This is a genomic window from Streptomyces sp. S.PNR 29, from assembly GCF_030386795.1.
Lineage (GTDB): Bacteria > Actinomycetota > Actinomycetes > Streptomycetales > Streptomycetaceae > Streptomyces.
This window is the reverse complement of the sequence record NZ_JANUQM010000004.1, coordinates 254,150-279,118: the sequence shown is the minus strand read 5'-3', so window position 1 is coordinate 279,118 and position 24,969 is coordinate 254,150. Positions and strand designations below refer to the sequence as shown.

The window sequence follows — 24,969 nt, the reverse complement described above, 5'->3', positions numbered from 1 at the left end:
GCATCCACGCCGTCCGCCCAGCTGCCTGCCCGACACTCCGTGGCGGGGCGGACGGCACGCCGGCGGGACGCCGCGCCGGCAACGCCGGGGACTACAGGTGGCTTGTCGACCGCGGGTGCGTCGCGGCCGGTCGCGCAGCCCCTGTGGGGTGCTCCGGCTGACGTGCGTTCTGGAGGACGAGCAGGGCGATGTCGTCCGCGGGTGCACCGTCCGTGTGCCGCAGCAGTGCGGTGAGGACGCAGCGCAGCACCGCCTGCGGTACGACGAGGGGGTGTTCGCGTACGGCCTCCGTCAGGGTCGCCGCCAGCGGAAAGAACCGGCCACCGGCATCCCGTGCGTCCTCGGCCCCGTCCGTGTGGAGGAACAGGGCCTCGCCCGGCATCAGGTGACCGCAGGGAACCGTGGGCAGTTCCGGCGGCAGGGGGAACGCGCCGAGCGGAGGGAGGGGTTCCACGCCGGCAAGCTGCGCGGCCCGCTCGCCGCTCAGCAGGTACGGCCACGGATGCCCGCAGTTCAGGGCGCGTACCTCGCCGTCCGGGCGGATCTCCAGCAGCAGGACGGTGACGAACTCCTCGGTGACCGGGTGCTCGGCGTTCGCCCGTTCGCGCAGGTGCCGGGTCAGGGCGCGGTCCAGTCTGCGCAGGACGCTGCCGAGTTCGGGCTCGTCGTGCACGGCCTCGCGGAAGCTGCCGAGGACGGCGGCGGCGGTCTTGACGGCGCCGAGCCCGTGCCCTCGCGCGTCGCCCATCACGACCCGCACGCCGTGCTCGGTGCCGATCACCTCGTACAGATCGCCGCCGATCGACGCGCCCCGCTCGGCGGAGAGCTGGGTGGCGGCGAGGAGCAGCCCGTCGATGCGCGGGGGCAGTGGCCGCAGCAAGGCGCTCTGGGCGGCGCCCGCGATCCGTCGGGCCTGGCGCAGCTCGCGCAGCAGAGTCCGGCGGCCGTGGAGCACCAGCCCGGTGCCGACCGCCAGTGCGAGCACCCGGCCCAGCAGCGTCAAGGTGGGCGCACGGGAGTTCGTCCGGGGCCGCGCCCTGCTGGAAATCCCAGCCTTGATGCGGATCATGCGGATGGCCCCCCCACATAGGCCCCGACAGCGCAGACCGGCCCCGAGAGGCCGGTCCGATTCTGTCGAGCGCATGCCCCGAATGGGGTGGATCACCCGGACTTGTCACCCGAATGAGTGAGGCTACGGAAACGCCCGTCAAGGGGCGCGGGACTGCGGCGATGCGCGGTTCGGCCGCGCGGGCGCGCCCAGCCACGACGCACCCGCAGCAGCCGCCGGACCACCGCAGTTCCCCGCCCCGTACGCGCACTAACTCCGCAGCACGGCTCCCGTCCGCTCGCCCGCGAGGGCCACCGCGGCCTCCCGCGCAGCCGAGGCCTCATCCACGGTCAGCGTCCGGTCAGCCGCACGGAACCGCAGCGCGTACGCCAGCGACTTCCGCCCCTCACCCAACTGCTCGGCGTTCTCGTACACGTCGAACAGCCGGATCGACTCCAGCAGCTCACCCGCACCCTCACGCAGCGCCGCCTCGACGTCCGCCGCCGGGACGAACGCGTCGACGACCAGCGCGACGTCCTGCGTGGCGACCGGGAACGTGGAGATGCCCGGCGCCTGCGGGGTCCCGTCGCCGACCTGCTCCAGGGCGTCCAGGTTCAGCTCCATCGCGCAGGTGCGTTCGGGCAGGCCGAGGGCCTTGAGGACGCGCGGGTGCAGCTCGCCGGCGTGGCCGATGACGCGCTCGGTGCCATCGACGGTGATCGCCAGTTCGGCGCACCGGCCCGGGTGCCACGGCCCGTACTGGCCCTTGCGGATGATCAGCTCGGCGCCGGCCTCACGGGCCACCGTGCGCGCGGCCTCGATCGCGTCGGCCCACTCGGCCGGGCGGCCCTTGCCCCACCAGCCGGCCTGCTCACGGGCGCCCGCGAGGACGACGGCGACGTGGCGCGGCTGCTCGGGCAGCGCGGCGTTCAGCGCGGCGAGGTCCTCGTCGCTCGGGCGCCGGTCGACGGGCAGCCGGACCGCGGCCCGCTGCTCCTCGCGCGGCTGGAACACCAGGCCGGTCTCGAACAGCGCCAGGTCGTGCGAGCCCCGGCCGTCGTTGCGCCGCAGCGCGCCGAGCAGGCCCGGCAGCAGCGACGTACGCAGCGCGGGCTCCTCGTCGCTGAGCGGGTTGACCAGCTTGACGACGCGGCGGGCGGGGTCGTCGGTGTCCAGACCGAGCTGGTCGAAGACCTGCTCGCTGATGAACGGGTAGTTCGGCGCCTCGACGTACCCGGCCCCGGCCAGGGCGCGGCCGACCCGGCGGTGCAGCCGCTGCCGGTGGGTCAGGCCGCGGCCCGAGGGGAGCTTGGGCAGCGTGGAGGGCAGGTTCTCGTAGCCCTCCAGGCGGATGACCTCTTCGGCCAGGTCGTTCGGGTCGGTGAGGTCCGGCCGCCAGGACGGGACGGTGACGATCAGCTCGTCCTGCCCGTACACGTCGCAGCCGACCTCCTGCAGGCGGCGTACGACGGTCTCGCGGCCGTAGGCGACGCCCGCGACCTTGTCCGGGTGGTCGGCCGGGATGGTGATGGTGCGCGGCGCGGAGGGGGCGATGACCTCGGTGACGCCGGCCTCGGCGGTGCCGCCCGCGAGCAGCACCAGCAGATCGACGGTGCGCTGGGCGGCGGCGGCCGCGGCCTGCGGGTCGACGCCGCGCTCGAAGCGGCGGGACGCCTCGGAGGACAGCTTGTGGCGGCGGGCGGTGCGCGCGATGGAGACCGCGTCGAAGTGGGCGGCCTCGATGACCACGTCGGTCGAGGCGTTCTCGACGTCGTCGTGATCGGCGATCTCGGTGTTGGCGCCGCCCATGACGCCCGCGATGCCGATCGGACCGCGTTCGTCGGTGATCACCAGGTCCTCGGCGTCGAGGGTGCGCGTGACGCCGTCGAGGGTGGTGATCTTCTCGCCGGGCTCGGCCCGGCGTACGCCGATCGCGCCCTGGACCAGGTTGCGGTCGTAGGCGTGCAGCGGCTGGCCGAGCTCCATCATCACGTAGTTGGTGACGTCGACGGCGAGCGAGATCGGGCGCATGCCGACCTTCTGCAGGCGGCGCTGCAGCCAGATCGGGGAGCGGGCCTCGGGGCTCAGGCCGGTCACCGTACGGGCGGTGAAGCGGTCGCAGCCGACGGGGTCCGCGACGCGCACCGGGTAGCCGAAGGCGTTCGGGCCGGGGACGTCGAGCAGCGCGGGGTCGCGCAGGGGCAGGCCGTAGGCGGTGGCGGTCTCGCGGGCGACGCCGCGCATCGAGAGGCAGTAGCCGCGGTCGGGCGTGACGGCGATGTCGAGGACCTCGTCGACCAGCTCCAGCAGCTCGATGGCGTCCTTGCCGACCTCGGTCTCCGGCGGCAGGACGATGATGCCCTTGGTGCCGTCCTCGCCCATGCCCAGCTCCTCGCTGGAGCAGATCATGCCGTGCGAGGTCCTGCCGTACGTCTTGCGCGCGGAGATGGCGAAGCCGCCGGGCAGCACGGCGCCCGGGAGGACGACGACGACCTTGTCGCCGACGGCGAAGTTGCGGGCTCCGCAGATGATCTCCTGCGGCTCTCCGGTGCCGTTGGCCTGGCCGACGTCGACGGTGCAGAAGCGGATCGGCTTCTTGAACTCCGTCAGCTCCTCGATGGTGAGCACCTGGCCGACGACCAGCGGCCCCTTGAGGTCGGCGCCGAGCTGCTCGACGGTCTCGACCTCCAGACCTGCCGAAATGAGCTTGGCCTGGACGTCGCGCCCGGTCTCCGTCGCCGGCAGGTCGACGTACTCCCGCAGCCAAGAAAGCGGGACCCGCATCAGATCTCCATCCCGAACGGCCGGGTGAACCGGACGTCACCCTCGACCATGTCTCGCATGTCCTCGACGTTGTGGCGGAACATCAGCATCCGCTCGATGCCGAACCCGAAGGCGAAGCCGCTGTACTTCTCGGGGTCGACGCCGCAGGCGGTGAGCACCCGCGGGTTGACCATGCCGCAGCCGCCCAGCTCGATCCAGCCCTCGCTGGAGCAGGTGCGGCAGGGACGGTCGGGGTTGCCGACGGACTCGCCCTTGCAGACGTAGCAGAGCATGTCCATCTCGGCGCTGGGCTCGGTGAAGGGGAAGAAGTTCGGCCGCAGCCGGGTCTTCATGCCCTCGCCGAACAGCGACTGGACCATGTGGTCCAGGGTGCCCTTGAGGTCGGCCATGGTCAGGCCCTCGTCGACGGCGAGCAGCTCGACCTGGTGGAAGACGGGGGTGTGGGTGGCGTCCAGCTCGTCGGTGCGGTAGACGCGGCCGGGGCAGATCACGTAGACCGGCAGCTCGCGGTCGAGCAGGGAGCGGATCTGCACGGGCGAGGTGTGGGTGCGCAGCACGACGCCGGACTCGGTGCCGCCGGAGCCCGCGGCGGAGCCGCTGTCGGATGCGGCCTGCACGAAGAACGTGTCCTGCTCGCCGCGGGCCGGGTGGTCCGGGCCGATGTTCAGCGCGTCGAAGTTGAACCACTCGGCCTCGACCTGCGGGCCCTCGGCGACCTCGTAGCCCATGGCCACGAAGATGTCCTCGATACGCTCCGACAGCGTGGTCAGCGGGTGCCGGGCGCCGGACGGTACCCGGTCGTAGGGCAGCGTGACGTCCACGGCCTCCTCGACCAGCACGCGGGCGTCACGCTCGGCCTCCAGCTCGGCCTGGCGGGCGGCGAGGCCCTTGTTCACGGCGCCGCGGGCCTGGCCGACGCGCTTGCCGGCCTCCGCCTTGGCGTGCGGGGGCAGGGCGCCGATCTCGCGGTTGGCGAGGGCCAGCGGGGAGGCGGGGCCGGTGTGGGCGACCTTGGCCTCGTGGAGCGCGTCGAGGGAGTCCGCGGCGGCGAAGGCGGCGAGCGCCTCGTCCCGCATGCGCTCGATCTCTTCCGGTTTCAACGCCTCGACCTCGACAGGGTCGTACGACTTATTGGGTGCCGACATCTCTTCCCGTGCTTCCGATTGGCTGGCTGATGGTCCCCGTCACCGACTCGTGGACGGTTTGTCACGGTTTTTGGGACACAAAGGTGCCAATGGCCGAGTCTAACGGGGTGGAGGTATGCGCATGCGCCCGTGGGCTGCTCAGGCCAGATAGGCCGGGGCCGCCACGGGCAAGGTAAATCGGAACTCGGCGCCGCCGCCGGGTGCGCGGCCGACGGTGATGGTGCCGCCGTGGGCCTCGACGATGCCCTTGACGATGTAGAGCCCGAGGCCCGTGCCGCCGCGCTTGCTGCCCCGCCAGAAGCGGGTGAAGACGCGGTTCATGGACTCCTCCGGGATACCGGGCCCCTCGTCGCTCACCGTGACCGACGTGCCGGTGTCCTCGCCCTCGCGGGGGGACGCCGTGGCCGTGACATCAATCGTGACGGTTCCTTCGCCGTGCCGCACGGCATTTTCCAGCAGGTTGCTCAGCACCTGGTCGATCTTGTCCGGGTCGGCCCACAGGGCGGGCAGCGGCTGCTGTATGCGCAGCAGGAACCGGTCGGCGGGCTGGCCGGCGGCGACATAGGCCTGGATGTGGCGGCCGACGGCGGCGCCGATGTCGACGGGCTGGCGGCGTACCTCCAGCCGTCCGGAGTCGATGCGGGAGATGTCCAGCAGCTCGGCGATGAGCCGGGTGACGCGGTCGGCGTCCGCGTCGACCGTCTCCAGCATCAGCCGCTTCTGGTCGTCGGTGAACCTCTCCCACTTGGCGAGCAGCGTCGCCGTGAAGCCCTTCACCGAGGTGAGCGGTGAGCGCAGCTCGTGGGCGACGGTGGCGATCAGCTCGGCGTGGCTGCGCTCGGTGCGGCGGCGGGCCTCGGTGTCGCGCAGGGTGACTACGACGCGGCGGACGGGGCCGGTGGGGCGGGTGCGGACGTACCGCGCGGTGACGAGCACCTCGCGCCCGCCGGGGAGCAGCAGGTTGCGCTCGGGCTGGCGAACCCGGATGGCGAGCCCGCCGTACGGGTCGGTCAGCTGCCACCAGCGCCGGCCCTCCAGGTCCTCTAATGGCAGGGCCTTCTCCAGGCGCTGCCCCAGGGCGTCCGCGGCGGGGACGGCGGTGATGCGTTCGGCGGCAGCGTTGAAGCAGATCACGCGCCCGTTCTCGTCGGCGACGACGAGGCCGTCGGGCAGTTGGTCGGGGTCGATGCCGAGCTCGGCGAGATCACCGGGGCAGGACACGGGCGGGCGCTCCACGTCCTGCGTTCCCGGTGCGCTGCTCGTGCCCACGCTCATCCCCGTACCCCACCTCTCAGCCGGCCCGGGGGTACCCCCTGCTCATGCTCGGTCGAGAGCTTGGGGGCGGGTCCCCGGCTGGCCACCCTACTAGCTCTCGGTGACGGAGCGGCACCCTCCGGAGGCGCGCTGTGCACGCGCCGACGCATAGAGACATACGGCTGCGGCGGTGGCGAGGTTCAGGCTCTCGGCCTTCCCGTGGATCGGGACGCGTACGACGGCGTCGGTCAGCGCGCGGGTCTCCTCCGGGAGCCCCCAGGCCTCGTTGCCGAACACCCATGCGGTCGGCCCGCCCATGGCGCCATTGTCGAGCTCGGCGTCGAGGTCGTGCTCGCCCGCGCCGTCGGCGGCGAGGACGCGCACACCGGCGTCCCTCAGGCCTGCCACGGCCCGCTCGACGGGGACGCCCACGGCGACGGGCAGGTGGAACAGCGAGCCGACGGAGGCGCGGACGGCCTTGGGGTTGTACAGGTCGACGGAGGCGTCGGTGAGGACGACGGCCTCGGCGCCGGCGGCGTCGGCGCACCGCAGCACGGTGCCGGCGTTGCCGGGGTCCCGCACGTGGGCGAGGACGGCGACGAGCTTGGGCCGCGTCCGGAGGATCTCCTCGAAGGGGGTGTCGAGGAACCGGCAGATCCCGACGAGGCCCTGCGGGGTGACGGTCGTCGAGATGTCGGCGATGACCTGCTCGGAGGCGAGGTGGATACGGGCACCGACGGCGCGGGCTTCGCCGATGATGTCGGCATAGCGCTCCGCGGCCTCCACCGTGGCGAACAGCTCGGTCAACGTGGACCCGTACGCCGCCGCCTCGCGCACGGCCTGCGGCCCTTCGGCCAGGAACAGCCGCTCCTTGCCCCGGAAGTTCCGCTTGGCGAGCCGCCGGGCGGCCAGGACGCGGGGGGAACGGGGAGAGATCAGCTCAGGGCTGGCCGAGGGCATGCTCTTCACTTTCGACAACCACTTCCACTACCCGACAACACCGCTGCCCGACAACACCGCTGCCCGGCAAACACCACTGCCCTACAACAACGGACCCGCAGGGAGAACCCACGGGTCCGTTCGGTCACGTCGGCTCAGGCCGAGCGCGGCGGTCAGGCCGCCTTGGGGGCGTTGACGTCGCTCGGCAGCGCCTTCTGGGCGACCTCGACGAGCGCGGCGAACGCGTTCGGGTCGTTGACGGCCAGCTCGGCCAGGATCTTGCGGTCCACCTCGACGTTGGCGGCCTTCAGACCCTGGATGAAGCGGTTGTAGGTGATGCCGTTGGCGCGGGCAGCGGCATTGATGCGCTGGATCCACAGCTGGCGGAAGTCACCCTTGCGCTTCTTGCGGTCGTTGTAGTTGTAGACCAGCGAGTGGGTGACCTGCTCCTTGGCCTTGCGGTACAGGCGCGAACGCTGACCGCGGTAGCCGGAGGCCTGCTCCAGGATCGCCCGGCGCTTCTTGTGGGCGTTGACTGCCCGCTTGACGCGTGCCACTTGTTAACTCCTTGTAGCGGGGCCGTGGGTGTCCTCACACGGCCCGGAAATCGATTGGGTCCCGGTCAGAGGTCAGGCGCGGTGCGCGCCCGACGTCACTTGCCGAGAAGCTTCTTGATCTTCGCGGCGTCGCCCGGGGCCATCTCGGCGTTGCCGGTGAGGCGACGCGTCACACGGGACGACTTGTGCTCAAGCAGGTGGCGCTTGCCGGCGCGCTCACGGAGCACCTTGCCGGAGCCGGTGACCTTGAAGCGCTTGCTGGCACCGCTGTGCGACTTGTTCTTCGGCATAGCGCCGTTCTCTCCTCGTCGGTGGCGCTCCGGTGCCCGGTCGCGAGAACCGGGCACGGTGGAGCGTCGCTCTTGTTTCGGTTTGCTTCCTGGGACGGCGTCCCGGGGATCACGCCTCTGCGGGCTCCTCGGCGGCAGCCTCGGCGTCGGCAGGGTTCTGCGAGCGACCGGGGTTGGCCTTCGCGGAAGCCTTGCGGGCCTCCTGCGCCTGGCGTGCCTCGGCCATCGCCTCGGTCTTCTTCTTGTGCGGACCGAGGACCATGATCATGTTGCGGCCGTCCTGCTTCGGGTTCGACTCCACGAACCCGAGGTCCTGGACGTCCTCGGCGAGGCGCTGCAGCAGCCGGTAGCCCAGCTCGGGGCGGGACTGCTCGCGGCCACGGAACATGATCGTGATCTTGACCTTGTCGCCCTGCTTGAGGAACCGGACGACGTGACCCTTTTTGGTGTCGTAGTCGTGCGGGTCGATCTTCGGCCGGAGCTTCATCTCCTTGATGACCGTGTGCGCCTGGTTCTTGCGCGCCTCACGGGCCTTCATGGCCGACTCGTACTTGAACTTCCCGTAGTCCATGAGCTTGCACACGGGCGGACGGGCGTTCGCCGCGACCTCGACCAGGTCCAGGTCGTACTCCTGCGCAAGCTCCAGTGCCTTCGCGAGCGGGACGATGCCCACCTGCTCGCCACTGGGACCGACAAGTCGCACCTCGGGAACGCGAATCCGGTCGTTGATGCGGGGCTCGGCGCTGATGGATCCTCCTCGGTAGCACCACGCGACGGTCTGGCGGACAGCCGCGTAACGTCTAATGTTCGTTAGACCTAACCGCGCCGAAGCACAAAAAATGCCCCGGACGATCACAGGCGGGGCTCCTCGAACTACCGGAGCACCGCCGCGGTGGCCGCGGGGCGCGATTTCGGGCGGAACGCCGTCGCTGGGACTGCGCCGCCTGACCGGTGACCCGCCGTCCCTGAGGACAGTCAGGTGGGAGTTCGAAAGCCTCCACTTGTGGGCCGAGCACAGTCGTGTCCGGCCGGTCGTCAACCAGACTAGCAGGGTCGCTTGACAAGGGCTAACCGGAAGGCGCCGCGCAGGACCGCCTATCGTGTGGGCATGAGTGAGACCCCTCCTGAGACGCCCGACTTCGACGCCATGACCCGTGACATCGCCGAGGTCCCCGCGGTCGAGGTGATCGTGACGGTCGCCGTCAACCTGATGAGCGCCGCCGCCGTGAAGCTCGGTCTGACCGAGGAGGGCGAGAAGCACAAGGACCTGGACGAGGCCCGCAAGCTGGTGCACGCCCTGGCCGGTCTGCTGGACGCGACGGCGACCGAGATCAGCTCCTTCCACGCGGCGCCGCTGCGCGACGGCCTGAAGTCGCTCCAGCTGGCGTTCCGGGAGGCGTCCCTCGTCCCGGACGAGCCGGGAAAGGGGCCGGGCGAGAAGTACACCGGCCCGGTCTACGGCTAGGCAGGGTTCATCCCCGTACGTACAAGGGCTCGCCCGGCGGCGTCGCCCCGGCCGGCAGGAGTGCCAGGTCGAGGCCGCGCACGAGGCGGGCCCTGAGTGTTTCGTCGTCGGCGAGGCGCCGGGCGACCGCGCGGGCGGCCTCGGCCGGGGGTGCGGCGGGGTCGAGGACGAGGGCGAGGGTGCCGTCGGCCTGTCCCGGCCCGAGGTGGGCGCGCAGTACGGCGGGTTCGGCGGCGACGGCACCGCGTACGGCCTCGACGACGGCCGGGTCGGCGAGCGGGTCGGTCGAGGTGCGGCCCTCGGCCAGGGCGAGCAGCGCGGGGCCGGTCAGTTCGAACTGCACGGGTCCGGCCATGTCCAGCACGATGGTGTCCGCCTTCTCGTGTGCCGCGGCCTGGAGTGCCTGGTGCAGGGGTACGGCGACGGGGCGGGCCGCCGGGTCCCAGCGGGCGAGGGAGTCGGTGGAGGTGAAGGCGGGCAGGGCGGTGCGGTTCCCGGCCTTCAGGGTGGGGACGGCCATGTCGCTGGTCTTCTCGCGGCGCAGCCCGTTCTCATCCTCCTCGGCCTCGCCGAGGACGGCCACGACGGGGACGAGCAGCCGGGCGCCCTTGAGCGCCTCCAGGACGGGGCCCACGGCGGTGCGGTCCTGGGCCCAGGCGGCCAGCGCCGCGCTCAGCCGGGGGTCGGCGGAGCCGTCGTCGTCGGAGAAGCCGGAGTCGGGAATGTTCTTGTTCGCCACGATCCCCGACCCTATAGGGGGGATGCTGCTGGGCTTGTGCGGGCCCGGAAACCTGTCCGTGACGCCCTTCACCGGAATCTCAGATACCGATGACGAACATCTAACGTCCGTCTAACGGCCCGCAAAGCAACGGCCCCCAGCATCACGGGCATGGAGTCTTCCAGAGCACGCCGACGCCGCCGCGCTCGCCCTTCCCGACGCCGCCCGCTGCTGTACACGGCGCTCGCCGTGGTCGCCGTCGTGGGCGGTACGGCCGCGGGGACCGCGTACGTGAGGACCCACACGCACTCGGGCGGGGGCGCCGTATCGTCGGCGGCGACGCCGTCGGCCTCCTCCTCGGCCCCGGCGAGCGGGGAGGCATCGGTGGAACCTGTGGCGGAGCCGACCGTGGACCGGGACGCGCTGCTGGCCGACGCGATGGAGTCGGTGGCGGTGGCGGACGGCGCGGACGTGTCGGTGGCGGTGCTGGACCTGGACTCCGGCGAGAGCGCGTCCTACGGGGACGGCACCTTCGACACGGCGAGCATCGTCAAGGTCGACATCCTGGCGGCGCTGCTGCTCCAGGCGCAGGACGCGGGGCGCGGGCTCACCGCGACGGAGAAGGCGCACGCCAAAGCGATGATCGAGAACAGCGACAACGCCTCGGCCTCGGCGCTGTGGCAGGCGATCGGGCGGGCGGACGGGCTCGACGCCGCCAACGAGCGGTTCGGGCTGACGGACACCGAGGGCGGCGACGGCGCGCTGTGGGGACTGACGCAGACCACGGCCGCCGACCAGCTCACCCTGCTCGGCCAGGTCTTCGGGGACGACGCGGAGTCGGAGCTCAGTGGGGTCTCGCGGACGTATCTGCAAGGGCTGATGGAACAGATCGCCGCCGGCCAGCACTGGGGGGTGTCGGCCGCGGCCGACGGCTCGCGGTGGGCGCTGAAGAACGGCTGGCTGCCGCGCAGCACCACCGGGCTGTGGGACATCAACAGCATCGGGCGCGTGCGCGTCGACGGCCACGACTGCCTGGTGGCCGTGCTGTCCGACGGCAACCCGACCAAGGCGAAGGGGATCTCGCTGGTCGAGGCGGCCGCGAAGGCGGCGGTGTCGGTCTTCGCCGAGGACGCCTCGTCCGCGACCGTGTCCGCCTCCGCGTCCTAGGTCGTGTCCGCAAAGTCCCTCCGTCCGCCCGGAGGGCGGGCCCTGCGACGTCTGGTGCGTGCTCTGGGGGTCCCCCCTGCTCGAAGAGCTTGGGGGAGCGTGCCAGGCGTCGCGGGGCAGGAGGGACTTTGCGGACACGGCCTAGAAGTCGGAGGCCTCGTCACAGGAGGTGCGGCGGCCGCGCCACAGCACCACCGCCGCGACCAGCAGGACGCCGCCCGCGCTGCCCGCCAGCGGCGCCGCCCAGGCCGATGTGTCGTCGTCGGAGGTCGCGGCGTCCGGGCCGGAGCCGAAGTACTGCCCGCCGTACGCCGCCGGTTTCAGGCCCTTTGGCCTCAGGCGGCCGGCCGCCTTGAGGGCGGCGGCGGGGTCGACGAAGCCGAAGCCGCGGGAGTCGTCGCGGCCGTCCACGGGGGCGTCACGGGCCGTGTCCTCCAGGAGCCCCTTGATCTGGGCCGGGGTGAGGCCGGGGTGGGCGGCCTTGACGAGGGCGACGGCACCGGAGACGAAGGCGGCGGCCGCGCTGGTGCCCCAGCCCTCGTAGTAGCGGTGGTCCGGGTCGGCGATGACGACGTCGACGCCGGGGGCGCTGACCGTGGCGTACCAGCGGCGGGTGGAGAAGGAGGCGCGGGTGCCGTACTTGTCGACGGCGGCAGCGGCGATGACGCCCGGGTAGGCGGCCGGGTAGGAGATGTGGTCGCCCTTCTCGCCGCCGTTGCCGGCCGAGGCGACGACGACCACGCCCTTCTTCAGGGCGTACTGGATGGCCTCGTCCTCGGCGGGTTCGGGGTGCGCGGAGGCGGAGTCGTCGCCGAGGGAGAGGTTGATGACGTCGGCACCGTGGTCGGCGGCCCAGCGGATGCCCTCGGCGAGGGCGTTGCCACGGGTCTTGCGGGCCTTGGCGCGGGAGGGGTCGCCGTCCTCCAGGATCACGCGGACGGGGAGGATCTTCGCCTCGGGGGCGATGCCCATGACGCCGTCGGCGTCGCCGGGGCCGTGTCCGTGGCCGGCGATGATCCCGGCCATGGCGGTGCCGTGGCGGGCCCAGGTCCGGTCGCCGGGCTCGGCTCCGAAGCCGACCAGGTCCTTGCCGGGCAGGACGTTGCCGACGAGGTCGGGGTGGTCGTCCTCCACGCCGGTGTCGAGGACGGCGACGGTGATGCCCTTGCCCTTGGTGGTCCGCCAGGCCTCGTCGGTGTGCATGGCCTGAAGGGCCCACTGCTGGGCGCGTATGCCGTCGGCGTACGCGGTGGTGGGCGGCAGGAGGGCGAGGCCGGCGGTGAGCAGGACGCCCACGACCCCGGCGCGGCGGGTCGTGGCGGCACGGGTCGTGGCGGCTTTCACGACGGCTGCTCCGTGGCCGAGCCGACGTCTCTGCGCAGGCCGCGTTCGATGCGGTCGGCGAGGCCCTGGGCCTCGTTGCCGAGGCCCGCCTGGGCGGGGGCGGTGGTGGCGCCGGACTCCATGGCCTCCTCGGCGGGCTCGGGGTCGTCGACGGTGCGGCCGTCGGCCCAGCCGGAGACGGCGTAGACGACGACGGGGGCGTCGGTGAGGACGGAGATCGTCCACGAGGCGCGCTGCTCGGCCCCGAAGCCTGCGGCGGCGGTGTCCTTGGCGGCGTACGGGAGGGGCATGAGGTCGGTGCGCCGGTCCAGGCCGTCCTTGGCGAAACGGGTGCGGAGGGCGGCCATGGCGGGGGCGTCGGCCTCGGTGAAGAGCAGGCCGACGGTGGTGACGTAGCTCTGGGTGGCGTCGGTGTAGGTGGCGCGCAGGAGGCGCTGGCAGCCGACGGGGGTGAGGGCCTTCCTCAGCAGCGGGTCGAAGGCGCCCTCGCAGTCGCTGTCGGGGGCGACGGCGATCCGCGTCCAGGTCCGGTCGGCGCCGCCGGGTCCGGCGCCCTGTCCCTGCACGGTCGGCGGGAACAGCCGGTCGACGGGCACGCTGTGCCACAGGCCGCCGGCCGCGCTGAACGTACCGCTCCCGGCGCCGTCGCCCGAGTCCCCGGCGAGCCAGCTACCGGTCACCGCGCCGCCGATCAGTCCCAGGCCGAGTACGAGGCAGGCGGCCGCCGCGGCTGCCTGCGACCGCATCCGCCCGCCGAGCGGGCGCGGTCGCGCCTTCTCGTCGTACCCCTCGGGCTCCCCGAACGACACGAACGGCCGCCCGGCCCCGAGCGTCCCTCCCGGCACCATGGGGGCGCTCCAGGAGAGGGCGGGGTCGGGGGAAACAGGGGCCGGGTCCGTGGCCGGGGTGGACCGGGGCGGCTCGGTGGGTTCGGCGAACGTACGCCCACCGGAGGACGGGACGCCGGACTGCGGAACGGACGAGCCGGAACCGGGCCTGCGGCCGCTCTCGGCGGGCGCGGCGGCATCCCGGGACCGGCGGTCGGCACCTGCGGGCGCGGCGGCGTCCGGAGACCGACGACCGGTCTCAGCGGGCGCGGCGGCGTCCGAAGACCGACGCCCGGTCCCGACGGACGAGGCCGCCTCCGGAAACCGACGACCGACCCCGACGGACGAGTCGAAACCAGGCCCATGGCCGACCCCCGCGGACGAGGCCGCCTCCGAAGACCGACGACCAGCCCCGACGGACGAGGCCGCCTCCGAAGACCGACGACCGGCCCCGGCGGACGAGTCGAAACCGGGCCGATGGCCGGTCTCAGCGGGCGCGGTGGCGTTCGGGGGCCGGGGCGGCTCTCCGGGGACCCGCTCGCGGGGCGTTCCGGTGGAGCCCTGGCGCGTGTCCGGGGTGGGTGATGTCTGTGGGGGGACCGGGCGCAGACGTGCGGTCGTCTCCGACGAGGCCTCGGCGGGGGCGGTGGTACGGCGGGGCGCTGCGCTGGTCTCCTGCCGCGCGCCGCGGCCGACGGTCGGCGGCGCGTCCGGGAAGCGGGCGGAGGCTCGTGGCGGAGGCGGGGACGTGGGATCGACGCCCTGGGGCCCGGCGGAGATGAAGCTCGGGAAACGGGGGTGGGTCTCCGAGGAGCCGGTCGGCCGGGCCGCGGCGGCGTCCCCGTCGGCGTCCGTGGCGTTCCGGGCCGACGATCCCACGCGGGAGCCGTCCTGCGGCGGCGAGGCAACCGTCTCGCGCAGGTCGAAGAAACCGCGCCCGGCGGAGGTGCCGGGACCCGCGGAGCCGCCCGCTGCCGAGGAGGTCTCCCGGGCCGGGGACGGCCGGTCGGCGGCCCCGCCGCGCGCCGGCGTCCCGTCCCGGTGCCGTTCCGTCTCGCCGGCCCCGGCCGTCGGCGGCTGTGCGGGGCGCGGCGGTGTCGTGGGCTGTGGGGGTAGGGAGGCGCGTCGCGCTTCCGTGCTCATGCACCCCCCGTTTCCTTGTGCCCGGGCCGCTGTTCCTCGTACGCGGGCCGGCGCGTTCCTGCCGGGCCCGGCAGCGGACTGGTCCGTCCCGGGCACACATACCCGCACGGACGGAACGCCATCCCGGCGCACACACCGGCAGGGGCCGTTCCGTCGTACGTGCGCGTCACTCTACGGCTTGCCCCTGTCAGAAGGGGAACCCGTACACGCCTGACGGGGCTTTGGCCCGGAACGTCCCCCTACCCTGCGGTAATCCTGTCTGGCAGGCTGCGTTCATGACTGCGCGCGCCGCCGACCGGGCCCGTTACGACCGGGCCACCGCCCATCTCGACGCCCCCGTTGCGATCGTGGACCTGGACGCCTTCGACGCCAACGCGGACGATCTGGTCCGCCGGGCCGGGGGGAAGCCGATCCGGGTGGCCAGCAAGTCCGTACGGTGCCGGGCCCTGCTCGAACGGGTCCTGGCGCGGGAGGGCTTCGCGGGCATCATGTCCTTCACCCTGGCCGAGTCCCTGTGGCTGGCACGCTCCGGTTTCGACGACGTCCTGCTCGCCTATCCCTCGGCCGACCGTGCCGGGTACGCCGAGCTGGCGAGTGATCCGAAGCTGGCCGCCGCCGTGACCGTGATGATCGACGACCCCGCGCAGCTGCGGCTCATCGACGAGGCGCGGGACGGCGGACGTGAAGTCGTCCGGGTGTGCCTGGAGTTGGACACGTCGCTCAAGCTGCTCGGGGGGCGTGTGCGGGTCGGGGCCCGGCGGTCGCCGCTGCACTCCCCCGCCCAGGTCGCCGACCTGGCCCGTGTGGTGGCCCGGCGGCCGGGGTTCAGGGTCGTGGGGATCATGGCGTACGAGGGGCACATCGCCGGTGTCGGGGACGCGGTGGCCGGACGTCCGCTGCGCTCGCGTGCCGTCCGGCTGATGCAGGCCACCGCCCGCCGGGAGCTGGCCGAGCGGCGGGCCGAGGTGGTGCGGGCCGTGCGGGCCGTGGTGCCGGACCTGGAGTTCGTCAACGGCGGCGGCACGGGCAGTGTGCAGCACACGGCCGCGGAGGACGCGGTCACCGAGATCGCCGCCGGATCGGGGTTGTACGTGCCGCGGCTGTTCGACAACTACACGTCGTTCAGCGGGCGTCCGGCGGCGCTGTTCGCCCAGCCCGTCGTACGGCGGCCCGGGGTGGGCGTCGTGACGGTGCTCGGCGGCGGGTATCCCGCCTCGGGTGCGGCCGGGGCCGACCGGCTTCCGGTGCCGTATCTGCCGGAAGGGCTGCGGTACGACCCCCAGGAGGGCGCCGGCGAGGTGCAGACGCCGCTGCTCGGCTCGCCCGCCGACGATCTCCTGATCGGCGACAAGGTGTGGTTCCGGCACGCCAAGGCCGGTGAGCTGTGCGAGCGGTTCGACGCGCTGCACCTGGTCGAGGGGGACGCGGTGACGGCGACCGTGCCGACGTACCGGGGCGAGGGCCGCACCTTCCTGTAGGTCAGGGGCCGATGCTGCTGCCCACGCCGCCGCCCGTGCCGGCGTCGCCGACCGGCCGGATGCCCTTGGTGATCCGGTCCATGTCGGCGAGCGGCGGTCCGTCCTCGCCCGCGTCGAAGACGAAACGGACGAGGACCGGGGACTCGGTGCCGACGGTGGACGGGAAGACGAGCGACTGCACATAGCCGCCGGGGCCCTCGGCGGTCTCGACGCGCCAGCGCACGAAGTACCCGGCGCGTCCGGCGACCGCGACCGGCCCCGACTCGACCAGCCGGTGGGACTCGATGCCGCCGAAGGGGCGCTTGCCGGCCCGGTCGCGGTCGTAGGCCGCGTCGGCCGCATCGGAGATGTCCTCCTTGGCGAGGACCTCGGGGGACGTCTCGTCGTTCACCGTCACCGTGCGCGAGATCACCTGGCCGCGCCGGCACACTCCGGGGTCGCCGGGGCAGTCGTACGTGCCGTCCGTGGTCATCATGACGTCGTCGTCGGCGATGTACTGCGGCCTGACCCAGCCGTCGAGCAGCGGGAACGTGATGCCGTTGAGCTGGTCCTCGACGACGGCCGGGTCGTCGGCGGACGGCTCCGAGGCGGACGGTGGGGCGCTCGGGGGCACGGCGGTGGAACCCACGGCCGTCGGCGGGGTCTTCGCCTCCGTACCGCCGTCGTCCCCGCCGAGGACGACGGTGCCCGTGGCGATCGCGGCGGCGAGCACGGCACCGGCGGCGGCGAGGGCGACGACCTTCACGCGGCCGGTGCCGCCACCCGTGGCCGGCGGCTGCGCGGTCGTCCCGGGTGCACGCCGGTGCTCGCTCCAGGCGGTGCCGTCCCACCAGCGTTCCAGGTGCGGGGCCGACGGGTCGCGGTACCAGCCGGGCGGCGGCGTCATGCTCATCCCGGCACTGTAGGACGGGTCTTACAGCGGAGTGACGTACGCCCCCGAGATTCCTCCGTCGACCAGGAAGTCGGTGGCGTTGACGAAGGAGGAGTCGTCGCTGGCGAGGAAGGCGACGGCGGCGGCGATCTCCTCGGCCTCGGCGAACCGGCCGAGCGGGATGTGGACCAGGCGACGGGCCGCCCGCTCGGGGTCCTTCGCGAACAGCTCCTGCAACAGGGGGGTGTTGACCGGTCCGGGGCACAGGGCGTTCACGCGGATGCCCTCCCGCGCGAACTGGACGCCGAGTTCGCGGGACATGGCGAGCACACCGCCCTTGGAGGCGGTGTAGGAGATCTGGCTGGTGGCCGCTCCCATCCGGGCCACGAACGACGCCGTGTTGATGATGGAGCCCTTGCCCTGGCGCCGCATGTAGGGGATGGCGGCCTTGCAGCACAGGTAGACGGAGGTGAGGTTGACCTCCTGGACCCGCTTCCAGGCCTCCAGGCCGGTCTCCAGGATGGAGTCGTCGTCGGGCGGGGAGATGCCCGCGTTGTTGAAGGCGATGTCGACGCTGCCGTAGGTGTCGTAGGCGGTCCGGAACAGGGCCTCGACCTGCTCGGGGTCGGTGACGTCGACCTTCACGAAGGTTCCGCCGACCTCCTCGGCCGCCGCCTTGCCGCGGGTCTCGTCGACGTCGCCGCAGACGACCTTCGCGCCCTCGGAGGCGAGCCGGCGGGCGGTGGCGAGGCCGATGCCGCTGCCGGCTCCGGTGACGACGGCGGTACGGCCGACCAGACGGCGGCAGATGATGTCCTCGGTCGCTGCGCTCACTGTGCGGGGCCCTCCGTGCTGATGAAGACGTTCTTGGTTTCGGTGAAGGCGGCCAGGGCGTCCGGGCCGAGCTCACGGCCGATGCCGGACTGCTTGAAGCCGCCGAAGGGGGTCCAGTAGCGGACGCTGGAGTGTGAGTTGACGGACAGGTTGCCCGCGCGGACGGCCTGGGAGACGCGCAGGGCGCGGCCGACGTCCCGGGTCCAGATGGAGCCGGACAGGCCGTAGTCGGTGGCGTTGGCGAGCGTCACGGCCTCCGCCTCGTCCTCGAAGGGCAGCACGACGGCGACGGGTCCGAAGACCTCCTCGACGGCCACGCGCGCGTGCGGGTCGACGCCGGTGAGGACGGTGGGCGGGAACCAGAAGCCGGGGCCCTCGGGGGCCTTGCCGCGGATGCCTTCGGCGCCTTCCGGGACGTACGAACGGACGCGCTCCAGCTGGGCGTCGGAGATCAGTGGGCCCATGTCCGTCTTCTCGTCGGCCGGGTCGCCGACGAGGACCGACTCGATCGCCGGGGCGAGGAGGTCGAGGAAGCGGTCGTAGGCGCAGCGCTGGACGAGGATGCGGGTGCGGGCGCAGCAGTCCTGGCCGGAGTTGTCCAGGAAGGACATGGGGGCGGCGGCCGCGGCGGCCTCCAGGTCCGCGTCGGCGAAGACGATGTTGGGGCTCTTGCCGCCGAGTTCCAAGGTGACGCGCTTGAGGAGCTGCGAGCCCTTCGCCAGCACCTGTTTGCCCACGGCTGTCGAGCCCGTGAACACGATCTTGGCGACGCCGGGGTGCTCGACGAGCGCGTTGCCCGCGACGGGCCCGTGGCCGGGCAGGACCTGGAACAGGCCCTCGGGCAGACCCGCCTCCAGGGCGAGTTCGGCGAGGCGGAGCGCCGTCAGCGGGGTCGTCTCGGCGGGCTTGAGGATGACCGCGTTGCCCGCCGCGAGCGCGGGGGCCGTGCCCCAGGCCGCGATCGGCATCGGGAAGTTCCAGGGCGCGATGACGCCGACGACGCCCAGCGGTTCGAGGATCGTGACGTCGAGGCCGCCCGGGACGGGGATCTGCCGGCCGGTCAGCCGCTCCACTCCCCCGGCCGCGTAGTCGAGCAGATCGCGGACGTTGCCCGCCTCCCAGCGGGCGTTGCCGAGGGTGTGTCCGGCTTCCCGCACCTCCAGGCGGGCGAGTTCTTCGAGGTGTGCGTCGACGGCGACGGCGAAGCGCCGCAGCAGCCGGGCCCGGTCGGCCGGTGCGAGGGCCGCCCACGACGCCTGCGCCCGCGCGGCTCGTACGACGGCCGCGTCGACGTCGGCCGCGGAGGCCGCCGGGACGGTGGCGACGACCTCTTCGGTGGCGGGGTTCAGTACCTGGAGCTCATGCTCGTGCGACAACTCGTGCGACAACTCGTGCGACAAGGGGGAACCTCTCACATGCGTTCGAAGGAGCGGCGCAGCTCCCAGTCGGTGACCGCGGCGTCGAAGGCGTCCAGTTCGACGCGTGCCATGTTGCGGTAGTGCGCGACGACCTCGTCACCGAAGGCGGCCTTGGCGATCGCGCTGTTCTCCCAGAGCTCGGCGGCCTCGCGCAGGGTGGTCGGGACGTGCTCGAAGTCGGCGGCGTAGGCGTTGCCGGGGCACGGCTCGGGCAGCTGGAGCTTCTGCTCGATGCCGTACAGGCCGGCCGCCACCAGGCCCGCCACGGCGAGGTGCGGATTGACGTCGCCGCCGGGGAGCCGGTTCTCGAAGCGCAGGGAGCGGCCGTGGCCGACCACACGGAGGGCGCAGGTGCGGTTGTCGTAGCCCCAGGCGACGGCGGTCGGCGCGAAGGAGCCGGGCTGGAACCGCTTGTAGGAGTTGATGTTGGGGGCGTAGAGCAGGGAGAAGTCGCGCAGTGCGGCGAGCTGTCCGGCGAGGAAGTGGCGCATGACGTCCGACATGCCGCCCTCCAGGTCTCCGGCCATGGCGTTGGCGCCGTCGGCGTCCGCGAGGGAGAGGTGGATGTGGCAGGAGTTGCCCTCGCGCTCGTTGTACTTCGCCATGAAGGTGAGGGACACGCCCTCCTGGGCGGCGATCTCCTTGGCGCCGGTCTTGTAGATCGCGTGCTGGTCGCAGGTGACCAGGGCCTCGTCGTAACGGAAGGCGATCTCGTGCTGGCCGGGGTTGCACTCGCCCTTGGCGGACTCGACGGTGAGGCCGGCGCCGGCCATCTCGTTGCGGATCCGGCGCAGCAGCGGTTCGATCCGTCCGGTGCCGAGCACCGAGTAGTCGATGTTGTACTGGTTGGCCGGCGTCAGCCCTCGGTAGTTCGCGTCCCAGGCCTGCTCGTAGGTGTCCTTGAAGACGATGAACTCCAGCTCCGTGCCGACCTGGGCGGTGTAACCGTGCTCGGCGAGGCGCTCCAGCTGGCGGCGCAGGATCTGGCGGGGGGCGGCCTGAACCGGGGAGCCGTCGTTCCAGGCGAGGTCGGCGATGAGCATGACCGTGCCCTCGTTCCAGGGCACGCGGCGCAGGGTGCTCAGGTCCGGGTGCATGGCGAAGTCGCCGTAGCCGCGGTCCCAGGACGACATGGCGTACCCGTCGACGGTGTTCATCTCGGCGTCGACGGCGAGGAGGTAGTTGCAGCCCTCGGTGCCGTGCTGGAGTACCTCGTCGAGGAAGAAGCGGGCGGCGAACCGCTTGCCCTGGAGCCGTCCCTGCATGTCCGGGAAGGCCAGGACGACAGTGTCGATCTCACCGCCCGCGACGAGGGCGTGCAGCTCCTCGACACTGAGCGGGGGTGTGCGGTCTGCCACGGAGAGCCTCCTTCGGGCTTTCGGTCAGCCGGGGGCGGCCGGTGGCCATAAGGTATTGCTGAGAACCTTTGCTTGGGAAGGGGGCACGGCCATATGCCTGAGGAAGCCGGCGGATCGGTGGAGGACCGTCTGACGCCGGTACTGCGGCCGGTGCGGGCCGGTAACGGCTTCGAGGAGGCGCTGGAGCAGATCCTGCAGGTCGTACGGCTGGGTCTGGTGCCGGGGGGCGAGCGGCTGCCGGCGGAGCGGGAGCTGGCGGAGCGGCTCGGGATCAGCCGGGTGACGCTGCGCGAGGTGCTGAAGGTGCTGCAGGAGCAGGGGCTGATCGAGGCGCGGCGCGGGCGGTACGGCGGAACGTTCGTGCTGCCGCGCGCGGACGGGGGCGGCGAGGACGAGCTGCGGCGGCGGATCGCCGAGGTCGACATCGAGGACGTGCTGCGTTTCCGCGAGGTGCTGGAGGTGGGCGCGGCCGGGCTGTGCGCGACGCACGGGCTCGGCGCGGAACAGGCGGGGCGGCTGCGGGAGGCGTTGGCGGCCACGCGGGACGCGCCGCTGACCGAGTACCGTCGCCTGGACACGATGCTGCACCTCACGCTGGCGGAGCTGTGCGGGTCGCCGTCGCTGACCGCGCAGTACGCGGCGGTGCGGGCGACGGTGAACGACCTGCTGGACTGCATACCGCTCCTGGTCCGCAACCTGGAGCACTCGCAGCGGCAGCACACCGCGCTGGTCGACGCGGTGCTCGACGGGGACGCCGACGGGGCGCGGGAGATGATGCGGGAGCACTGTGCGGGGACGGCGGCGCTGCTGCGGGGGTTCCTGGCCTGACGGGCGCCGGGTTGCCGTACGGCGAGCGGAACCGCAAAGGTATACCGTTACACCATTGCGGGTCATGGAGGGCGATGTGACCGGACGACCGCTGATCGGCGTCAGTACGTACCTGGAGTCCGGGGCGCGCTGGGGCGTGTGGGAGCTGGAGGCGGCGCTGCTGCCGGCCGGATACCCGCGGCTGGTGCAGCGGGCGGGTGGCCTGGCCGCGATGCTGCCGCCGGACGCCCCCGAGCGGGCCGCCGCGGTGGTGGGCCGCCTGGACGGACTGGTGATCGCGGGCGGCCCGGACGTGGAGCCGGTGCGCTACGGCGCCGAGCCCGATCCACGCACGGGTCCGCCGGCCCGGGCCCGGGACGCGTGGGAACTGGCTCTGATCGAGGCGGCTCTGGCCGCGGGCGTGCCCTTGCTGGGCATCTGCCGGGGCATGCAGCTGCTGAACGTCGCCCTCGGCGGCACGCTCGTCCAGCACATCGAGGGCCACGCGGAGGTGAAGGGCGTCTTCGGCCGCCACCCCGTCAAGCCGGTGCCGGGCACGCTGTACGCCGCTGCCGTCCCGGAGGAGACGTCCGTCCCGACCTACCACCACCAGGCGGTGGACCGCCTCGGCACCGGCCTCGTCCCCTCGGCGCACGCGGCGGACGGGACCGTGGAGGCGGTGGAACTGCCGGGTGGGCAGGGATGGGTACTGGGGGTGCAGTGGCATCCGGAGATGGGGGAGGACGTGCGGGTGATGCGGGCGCTGGTGGAAGCGGCGACGCACTGAGGCAGGGCGGGAAGCCCCTCGCCCCCGCCCGTCCCACCCCCAGGGGCTCAGGCCCTTCGACCCCGCCAGGGGCTCCGCCCCTTGGACCGCCCGTCTCGGGCTCCGCACCTTCGCCCCCCAAGGGCTCCACCCCCTCCGCCCACCAGAGACTCCACCCACCCGACCCCCGCCCCGAACGCTCCGGGGCAGCGCCCCGGGGTGGGACGGGTAGGGGCGGCGGGGGCGAGGAAACGCCGTCCTGGCCCCGCGTCGCCTTCCTAGCCCCGCGTCAGCGACAGCAGATCCCGCGCCGGGCCGGTAGGCCGATGCCCCGTCGGCCACACCGCCCGCAGGTCCCGCGCCAGCGCGACGTCCTCCACCGGTACCCGTACCAGTCGCCGCATCGCCAGCTCCTCCCCCACCGCGAGTTCGCTGAGGACAGCCGGGCCGGCCCCGCTCACCGCGGCCGCCTTCACCGCCGTCGTCGAGGACAGCTCGATCAGCGGCCGGGCCAGTCCGCCCAGCGCCGCGTCCAGAACCTGCCGTGTGCCGGAGCCCTTCTCCCGGAGGATGAGCGGGGTCACCGCCAGTTCCTCCGCCGCGAGGGGGCTCCGGCGGCGGGCCCAGGGGTGGTCGGGTGCCGTCACCACTATCAGGCGGTCGTGCGCGATGACCGCGGAGTCCAGCCCGGGCGGCACGCTCACCCCCTCCACGAACCCCAGGTCCGCCTCGTCGGACAGCAGCCGCTCCGCGACCGCCGCCGAGTTCCCGGCGAGCAGCGACACCGCCGTGTCGGGCCGCTGGGCGCGCAGGGCGAGCAGCCAGCCCGGCAGCAGATACTCGGCGATCGTCATGCTCGCCGCCACCCGCAGCCGCGAGTCCCTCCGGTCCCGCAACGCCTGCGCTCCCGCGTCGAAGGCCTCGGCCGCCTCGACGATCCGCCGCGCCCAGTCCGTGACCAGCGCACCGGCGTCGGTGAGCCGGGAGCCGCGCGGCGACCGGTCCACGAGGGCGACCCCCAGTTGCCGTTCCATGGAGCGGATCCGGCTGCTGGCCGCCGGCTGGGAGATGCCGACCTCCCGCGCGGCCCCGCCGAGACTCCCCAGCCGCGCCACCGCCAGCAGCAGCTCCAGCGCCCCGAGATCCGGCACCCGGTGCGCCAGCGAACCGGCGGACACCACCCGGGAGTCCTCCTGCCCCTCCACATTGCTCATAACCCCAGCTTATGTCCGAGCTGCTCGCAGGGCCTCGCCCAGCACCCGTGGAGCTTCCGCCAGCGTCGGCCCGTACCAGGTGAGGTGCCGCCCGCTGACCAGCGCGCAGGGCAGGCCGCAGAAGGCCTCCGGGCCGTCGTCGGCGGTGAAGCGGTAGGGCTCGTCGGGGAGGACCACGAGGTCCGGTCCCGCCGCCCGCAGCTCCTCGACGGGGATCTTCGGATAGCGCTCGGCGTGGGCCGCGTACAGATGGTCGACGCCCAGGCGGGCCAGCACGTCACCCGCGAAGGTGTCCCGGCCCAGCACCATCCACGGCCGGCGCCAGATCGGCACGACCGCTGTGGTACGGCGCTTCGGGACCGGCAGCCGCGACCAGGTCTTCTCCGCCTCCGCCAGCCACCGCGGCCGTTCCGCGGCGCCGCAGGCGTCCAGCACCCGGGCCAGTTCCCGGAACGCCCCCGGCACGTCCCGCACCTCGGTGACCAGCACCTCGACGCCCGCCGCACGCAGGGCCGCGAGGTCGGGGGCGCGGTTCTCCTCCTCGTTGGCGATCACCAGATCGGGGTCGAGGGAGAGGACGCGGTCGAGCTTCGGGTTCTTCGTACCGCCGATCCGGGCGACGTCCAGTCCGGCCGGATGGGTGCACCAGTCGGTGGCGCCGACCAGAGCGCCGGGGACCGACGCCGCCACCGCCTCCGTCAGCGACGGAACCAGCGAGACGACTCTCACCAGGCGCTCACCGTGTCCTCACCTGTCCTCACCTGTCCTCACCTGCCCTCACCGCGCGGCCGGTCCCGGACCGCCTCGATGTGCTCCGCCACGGCGACGACGAGCACGCGGGTGTCCGACTCCGTGGCCCGCCAGCGGTGGCGCACCCCGCCCGTCAGATACAGCGTGTCGCCGCGTCCGAGCCGGTAGGCGCGGCCCTCGGCCTCGACCTCCACCACACCGTCGGCGACGTACATCAACTGGTCGTTGCGGTACTGGAATTCACGGCCGGGGTCATGGTCGCCGGTGAACTCCGAGGCGTGCATCTGGTGATGTCCGCGTACCAGGGAGCGCACGTGCGGCGCCGGCAGCGGTTCGAGGCCCTCGGCGCGGACGACGTCCACGCTGCACGCGGGGTCGGCCGCGGCGAGGAGCTCCACGGCGGTGGTGCGCAGTGCGTCGGCCACCTTCTCCAGGGAGCTTCTGCTGGGCCGCGCGCGCTCGTTCTCGATCTGGCTCAGGAAGGGCACGGACAGGCCGCTGCGCTCGGCCACGACGGCGAGGGTGAGCTCCAGCGCCCGGCGCCGCCGTCGCACGGCCGCGCCCACCCGAAGGGGCTGCTCTTTGTGGTCGCCCATCGCTCCGGCTCCCTCCTTCGCTGTCGCTCCGCCGCCCGTGCACCCGGGCGCTGTCCGTCTCAGGGGTCCTGACGAGTTCTCTGCACCCTACGCATGTTCGGCAAACCGTTTCATGCGCCCGTCACATCGACGTGACGTCGTGCCGGGCCCGACCTCACACTTCGCGCCAGTCGATCATCTCCCCGGGCTCGGTGCT

At 72.9% G+C, this 24,969-nt stretch carries 23 protein-coding genes; 5 read left to right on the top strand and 18 right to left on the bottom strand.

The features are described from left to right. Positions 1–91 precede the first annotated feature (91 nt). From NW895_RS13715 to infC, 8 genes are all read right to left on the bottom strand, one after another. The gene (locus NW895_RS13715) at positions 92–1,069 is read right to left on the bottom strand and encodes a PP2C family protein-serine/threonine phosphatase (RefSeq protein ID WP_289935762.1); all 978 of its coding nucleotides are present in this window, start codon (positions 1,067–1,069) and stop codon (positions 92–94) included. A gap of 249 nt (positions 1,070–1,318) precedes the next feature. Continuing rightward, positions 1,319–3,832, bottom strand: a complete 2,514-nt coding sequence (pheT, locus tag NW895_RS13710) for a phenylalanine--tRNA ligase subunit beta (protein WP_289935761.1) — start codon at positions 3,830–3,832, stop codon at positions 1,319–1,321. After that, complete coding sequence (pheS, locus tag NW895_RS13705) at positions 3,832–4,977, bottom strand: phenylalanine--tRNA ligase subunit alpha (protein WP_289935760.1); 1,146 nt, start codon at positions 4,975–4,977, stop codon at positions 3,832–3,834. The genes pheT and pheS overlap by 1 nt, the downstream gene beginning before the upstream one ends. A gap of 138 nt (positions 4,978–5,115) precedes the next feature. Continuing rightward, positions 5,116–6,252 (bottom strand): ATP-binding protein, encoded by a 1,137-nt coding sequence (locus NW895_RS13700; RefSeq protein ID WP_289935759.1) that lies wholly within the window; start codon positions 6,250–6,252, stop codon positions 5,116–5,118. 90 nt (positions 6,253–6,342) lie between these two features. After that, positions 6,343–7,191 (bottom strand): RNA methyltransferase, encoded by an 849-nt coding sequence (locus NW895_RS13695; RefSeq protein ID WP_289935758.1) that lies wholly within the window; start codon positions 7,189–7,191, stop codon positions 6,343–6,345. A 152-nt stretch (positions 7,192–7,343) separates the two neighbouring features. After that, complete coding sequence (rplT, locus tag NW895_RS13690; protein ID WP_003977226.1) at positions 7,344–7,727, bottom strand: 50S ribosomal protein L20; 384 nt, start codon at positions 7,725–7,727, stop codon at positions 7,344–7,346. 95 nt (positions 7,728–7,822) lie between these two features. Beyond that, the gene (gene rpmI / locus NW895_RS13685; protein ID WP_004933563.1) at positions 7,823–8,017 is read right to left on the bottom strand and encodes a 50S ribosomal protein L35; all 195 of its coding nucleotides are present in this window, start codon (positions 8,015–8,017) and stop codon (positions 7,823–7,825) included. A 109-nt stretch (positions 8,018–8,126) separates the two neighbouring features. Beyond that, positions 8,127–8,765 (bottom strand): translation initiation factor IF-3, encoded by a 639-nt coding sequence (gene infC / locus NW895_RS13680; RefSeq protein WP_289936013.1) that lies wholly within the window; start codon positions 8,763–8,765, stop codon positions 8,127–8,129. Between the two features lie 360 nt (positions 8,766–9,125). Between infC and NW895_RS13675 the strand changes: the two genes are divergently transcribed. Next, positions 9,126–9,482, top strand: a complete 357-nt coding sequence (locus NW895_RS13675; protein ID WP_289935757.1) for a DUF1844 domain-containing protein — start codon at positions 9,126–9,128, stop codon at positions 9,480–9,482. 7 nt (positions 9,483–9,489) lie between these two features. On the opposite strand, the gene NW895_RS13670 is transcribed toward NW895_RS13675, so the two are convergent. Continuing rightward, positions 9,490–10,221, bottom strand: coding sequence for an SseB family protein (locus tag NW895_RS13670; protein WP_289935756.1), 732 nt, complete (start codon positions 10,219–10,221; stop codon positions 9,490–9,492). A 150-nt stretch (positions 10,222–10,371) separates the two neighbouring features. Here NW895_RS13670 and NW895_RS13665 point away from each other — a divergent pair, with 150 nt between their 5' ends. Further along, positions 10,372–11,367 carry a serine hydrolase gene (locus tag NW895_RS13665; RefSeq protein WP_289935755.1) on the top strand — a complete coding sequence of 332 codons (996 nt, stop codon included), beginning with the start codon at positions 10,372–10,374 and terminating at the stop codon, positions 11,365–11,367. A gap of 141 nt (positions 11,368–11,508) precedes the next feature. On the opposite strand, the gene mycP is transcribed toward NW895_RS13665, so the two are convergent. Both mycP and NW895_RS13655 read right to left on the bottom strand, forming a co-directional pair. Then, positions 11,509–12,711, bottom strand: a complete 1,203-nt coding sequence (gene mycP, locus NW895_RS13660; protein WP_289935754.1) for a type VII secretion-associated serine protease mycosin — start codon at positions 12,709–12,711, stop codon at positions 11,509–11,511. Further along, positions 12,708–14,681 (bottom strand): hypothetical protein, encoded by a 1,974-nt coding sequence (locus NW895_RS13655; RefSeq protein ID WP_289935753.1) that lies wholly within the window; start codon positions 14,679–14,681, stop codon positions 12,708–12,710. Before NW895_RS13655 ends, mycP begins: the two co-directional genes overlap by 4 nt. A gap of 275 nt (positions 14,682–14,956) precedes the next feature. On the opposite strand from NW895_RS13655, the gene NW895_RS13650 reads away from it, so the two are divergent. Further along, on the top strand, positions 14,957–16,159 hold the full coding sequence (locus tag NW895_RS13650; protein WP_289935752.1) for an amino acid deaminase/aldolase: 1,203 nt from the start codon (positions 14,957–14,959) through the stop codon (positions 16,157–16,159). 1 nt (position 16,160) lies between these two features. On the opposite strand, the gene NW895_RS13645 is transcribed toward NW895_RS13650, so the two are convergent. Genes NW895_RS13645 through NW895_RS13630 form a run of 4 tightly spaced genes read right to left on the bottom strand, consistent with a single transcriptional unit; the run spans position 16,161 to position 20,640 of the window. Further along, positions 16,161–17,045 carry a DUF2510 domain-containing protein gene (locus tag NW895_RS13645; protein WP_289936012.1) on the bottom strand — a complete coding sequence of 295 codons (885 nt, stop codon included), beginning with the start codon at positions 17,043–17,045 and terminating at the stop codon, positions 16,161–16,163. Between the two features lie 27 nt (positions 17,046–17,072). Beyond that, complete coding sequence (locus NW895_RS13640) at positions 17,073–17,864, bottom strand: 3-oxoacyl-ACP reductase (RefSeq protein WP_289935751.1); 792 nt, start codon at positions 17,862–17,864, stop codon at positions 17,073–17,075. Then, positions 17,861–19,264: an aldehyde dehydrogenase family protein gene (locus NW895_RS13635; protein ID WP_289935750.1), complete on the bottom strand. Its 1,404-nt coding sequence runs from the start codon at positions 19,262–19,264 to the stop codon at positions 17,861–17,863. Before NW895_RS13635 ends, NW895_RS13640 begins: the two co-directional genes overlap by 4 nt. Positions 19,265–19,275: 11 nt before the next feature. Beyond that, positions 19,276–20,640, bottom strand: coding sequence for a glutamine synthetase family protein (locus NW895_RS13630; RefSeq protein WP_289935749.1), 1,365 nt, complete (start codon positions 20,638–20,640; stop codon positions 19,276–19,278). A 93-nt stretch (positions 20,641–20,733) separates the two neighbouring features. On the opposite strand from NW895_RS13630, the gene NW895_RS13625 reads away from it, so the two are divergent. Both NW895_RS13625 and NW895_RS13620 read left to right on the top strand, forming a co-directional pair. After that, complete coding sequence (locus NW895_RS13625) at positions 20,734–21,468, top strand: FCD domain-containing protein (protein WP_289935748.1); 735 nt, start codon at positions 20,734–20,736, stop codon at positions 21,466–21,468. 76 nt (positions 21,469–21,544) lie between these two features. Continuing rightward, positions 21,545–22,234: a gamma-glutamyl-gamma-aminobutyrate hydrolase family protein gene (locus tag NW895_RS13620; protein WP_289935747.1), complete on the top strand. Its 690-nt coding sequence runs from the start codon at positions 21,545–21,547 to the stop codon at positions 22,232–22,234. Positions 22,235–22,491: 257 nt separating this feature from the next. Here NW895_RS13620 and NW895_RS13615 read toward each other — a convergent pair whose 3' ends face one another. The 3 genes from NW895_RS13615 to NW895_RS13605 are packed head-to-tail and all read right to left on the bottom strand — an operon-like array spanning position 22,492 to position 24,773. Continuing rightward, on the bottom strand, positions 22,492–23,427 hold the full coding sequence (locus NW895_RS13615) for a LysR family transcriptional regulator (RefSeq protein ID WP_289935746.1): 936 nt from the start codon (positions 23,425–23,427) through the stop codon (positions 22,492–22,494). Between the two features lie 9 nt (positions 23,428–23,436). Further along, complete coding sequence (locus tag NW895_RS13610) at positions 23,437–24,156, bottom strand: helical backbone metal receptor (protein WP_289935745.1); 720 nt, start codon at positions 24,154–24,156, stop codon at positions 23,437–23,439. 38 nt (positions 24,157–24,194) lie between these two features. Beyond that, the gene (locus NW895_RS13605; protein ID WP_289935744.1) at positions 24,195–24,773 is read right to left on the bottom strand and encodes an XRE family transcriptional regulator; all 579 of its coding nucleotides are present in this window, start codon (positions 24,771–24,773) and stop codon (positions 24,195–24,197) included. Positions 24,774–24,969: the final 196 nt, after the last annotated feature.

Excerpts from the sequence above, each read along its gene's own strand:
- NW895_RS13695 (WP_289935758.1), bottom strand. The coding sequence starts at position 7,191 with ATGCCCTCGGCCAGCCCTGAGCTGATCTCTCCCCGTTCCCCCCGCGTC.
- NW895_RS13650 (WP_289935752.1), top strand. The coding sequence starts at position 14,957 with ATGACTGCGCGCGCCGCCGACCGGGCCCGTTACGACCGGGCCACCGCC.
- NW895_RS13615 (WP_289935746.1), bottom strand. The coding sequence starts at position 23,427 with ATGAGCAATGTGGAGGGGCAGGAGGACTCCCGGGTGGTGTCCGCCGGT.
- NW895_RS13605 (WP_289935744.1), bottom strand. The coding sequence starts at position 24,773 with ATGGGCGACCACAAAGAGCAGCCCCTTCGGGTGGGCGCGGCCGTGCGA.
- pheT (WP_289935761.1), bottom strand. The coding sequence starts at position 3,832 with ATGCGGGTCCCGCTTTCTTGGCTGCGGGAGTACGTCGACCTGCCGGCG.
- NW895_RS13645 (WP_289936012.1), bottom strand. The coding sequence starts at position 17,045 with ATGACGCCGCCGCCCGGCTGGTACCGCGACCCGTCGGCCCCGCACCTG.
- NW895_RS13715 (WP_289935762.1), bottom strand. The coding sequence starts at position 1,069 with ATGATCCGCATCAAGGCTGGGATTTCCAGCAGGGCGCGGCCCCGGACG.
- pheS (WP_289935760.1), bottom strand. The coding sequence starts at position 4,977 with ATGTCGGCACCCAATAAGTCGTACGACCCTGTCGAGGTCGAGGCGTTG.
- NW895_RS13700 (WP_289935759.1), bottom strand. The coding sequence starts at position 6,252 with ATGAGCGTGGGCACGAGCAGCGCACCGGGAACGCAGGACGTGGAGCGC.
- NW895_RS13655 (WP_289935753.1), bottom strand. The coding sequence starts at position 14,681 with ATGAGCACGGAAGCGCGACGCGCCTCCCTACCCCCACAGCCCACGACA.
- NW895_RS13625 (WP_289935748.1), top strand. The coding sequence starts at position 20,734 with ATGCCTGAGGAAGCCGGCGGATCGGTGGAGGACCGTCTGACGCCGGTA.
- NW895_RS13665 (WP_289935755.1), top strand. The coding sequence starts at position 10,372 with ATGGAGTCTTCCAGAGCACGCCGACGCCGCCGCGCTCGCCCTTCCCGA.
- rpmI (WP_004933563.1), bottom strand. The coding sequence starts at position 8,017 with ATGCCGAAGAACAAGTCGCACAGCGGTGCCAGCAAGCGCTTCAAGGTC.
- NW895_RS13675 (WP_289935757.1), top strand. The coding sequence starts at position 9,126 with ATGAGTGAGACCCCTCCTGAGACGCCCGACTTCGACGCCATGACCCGT.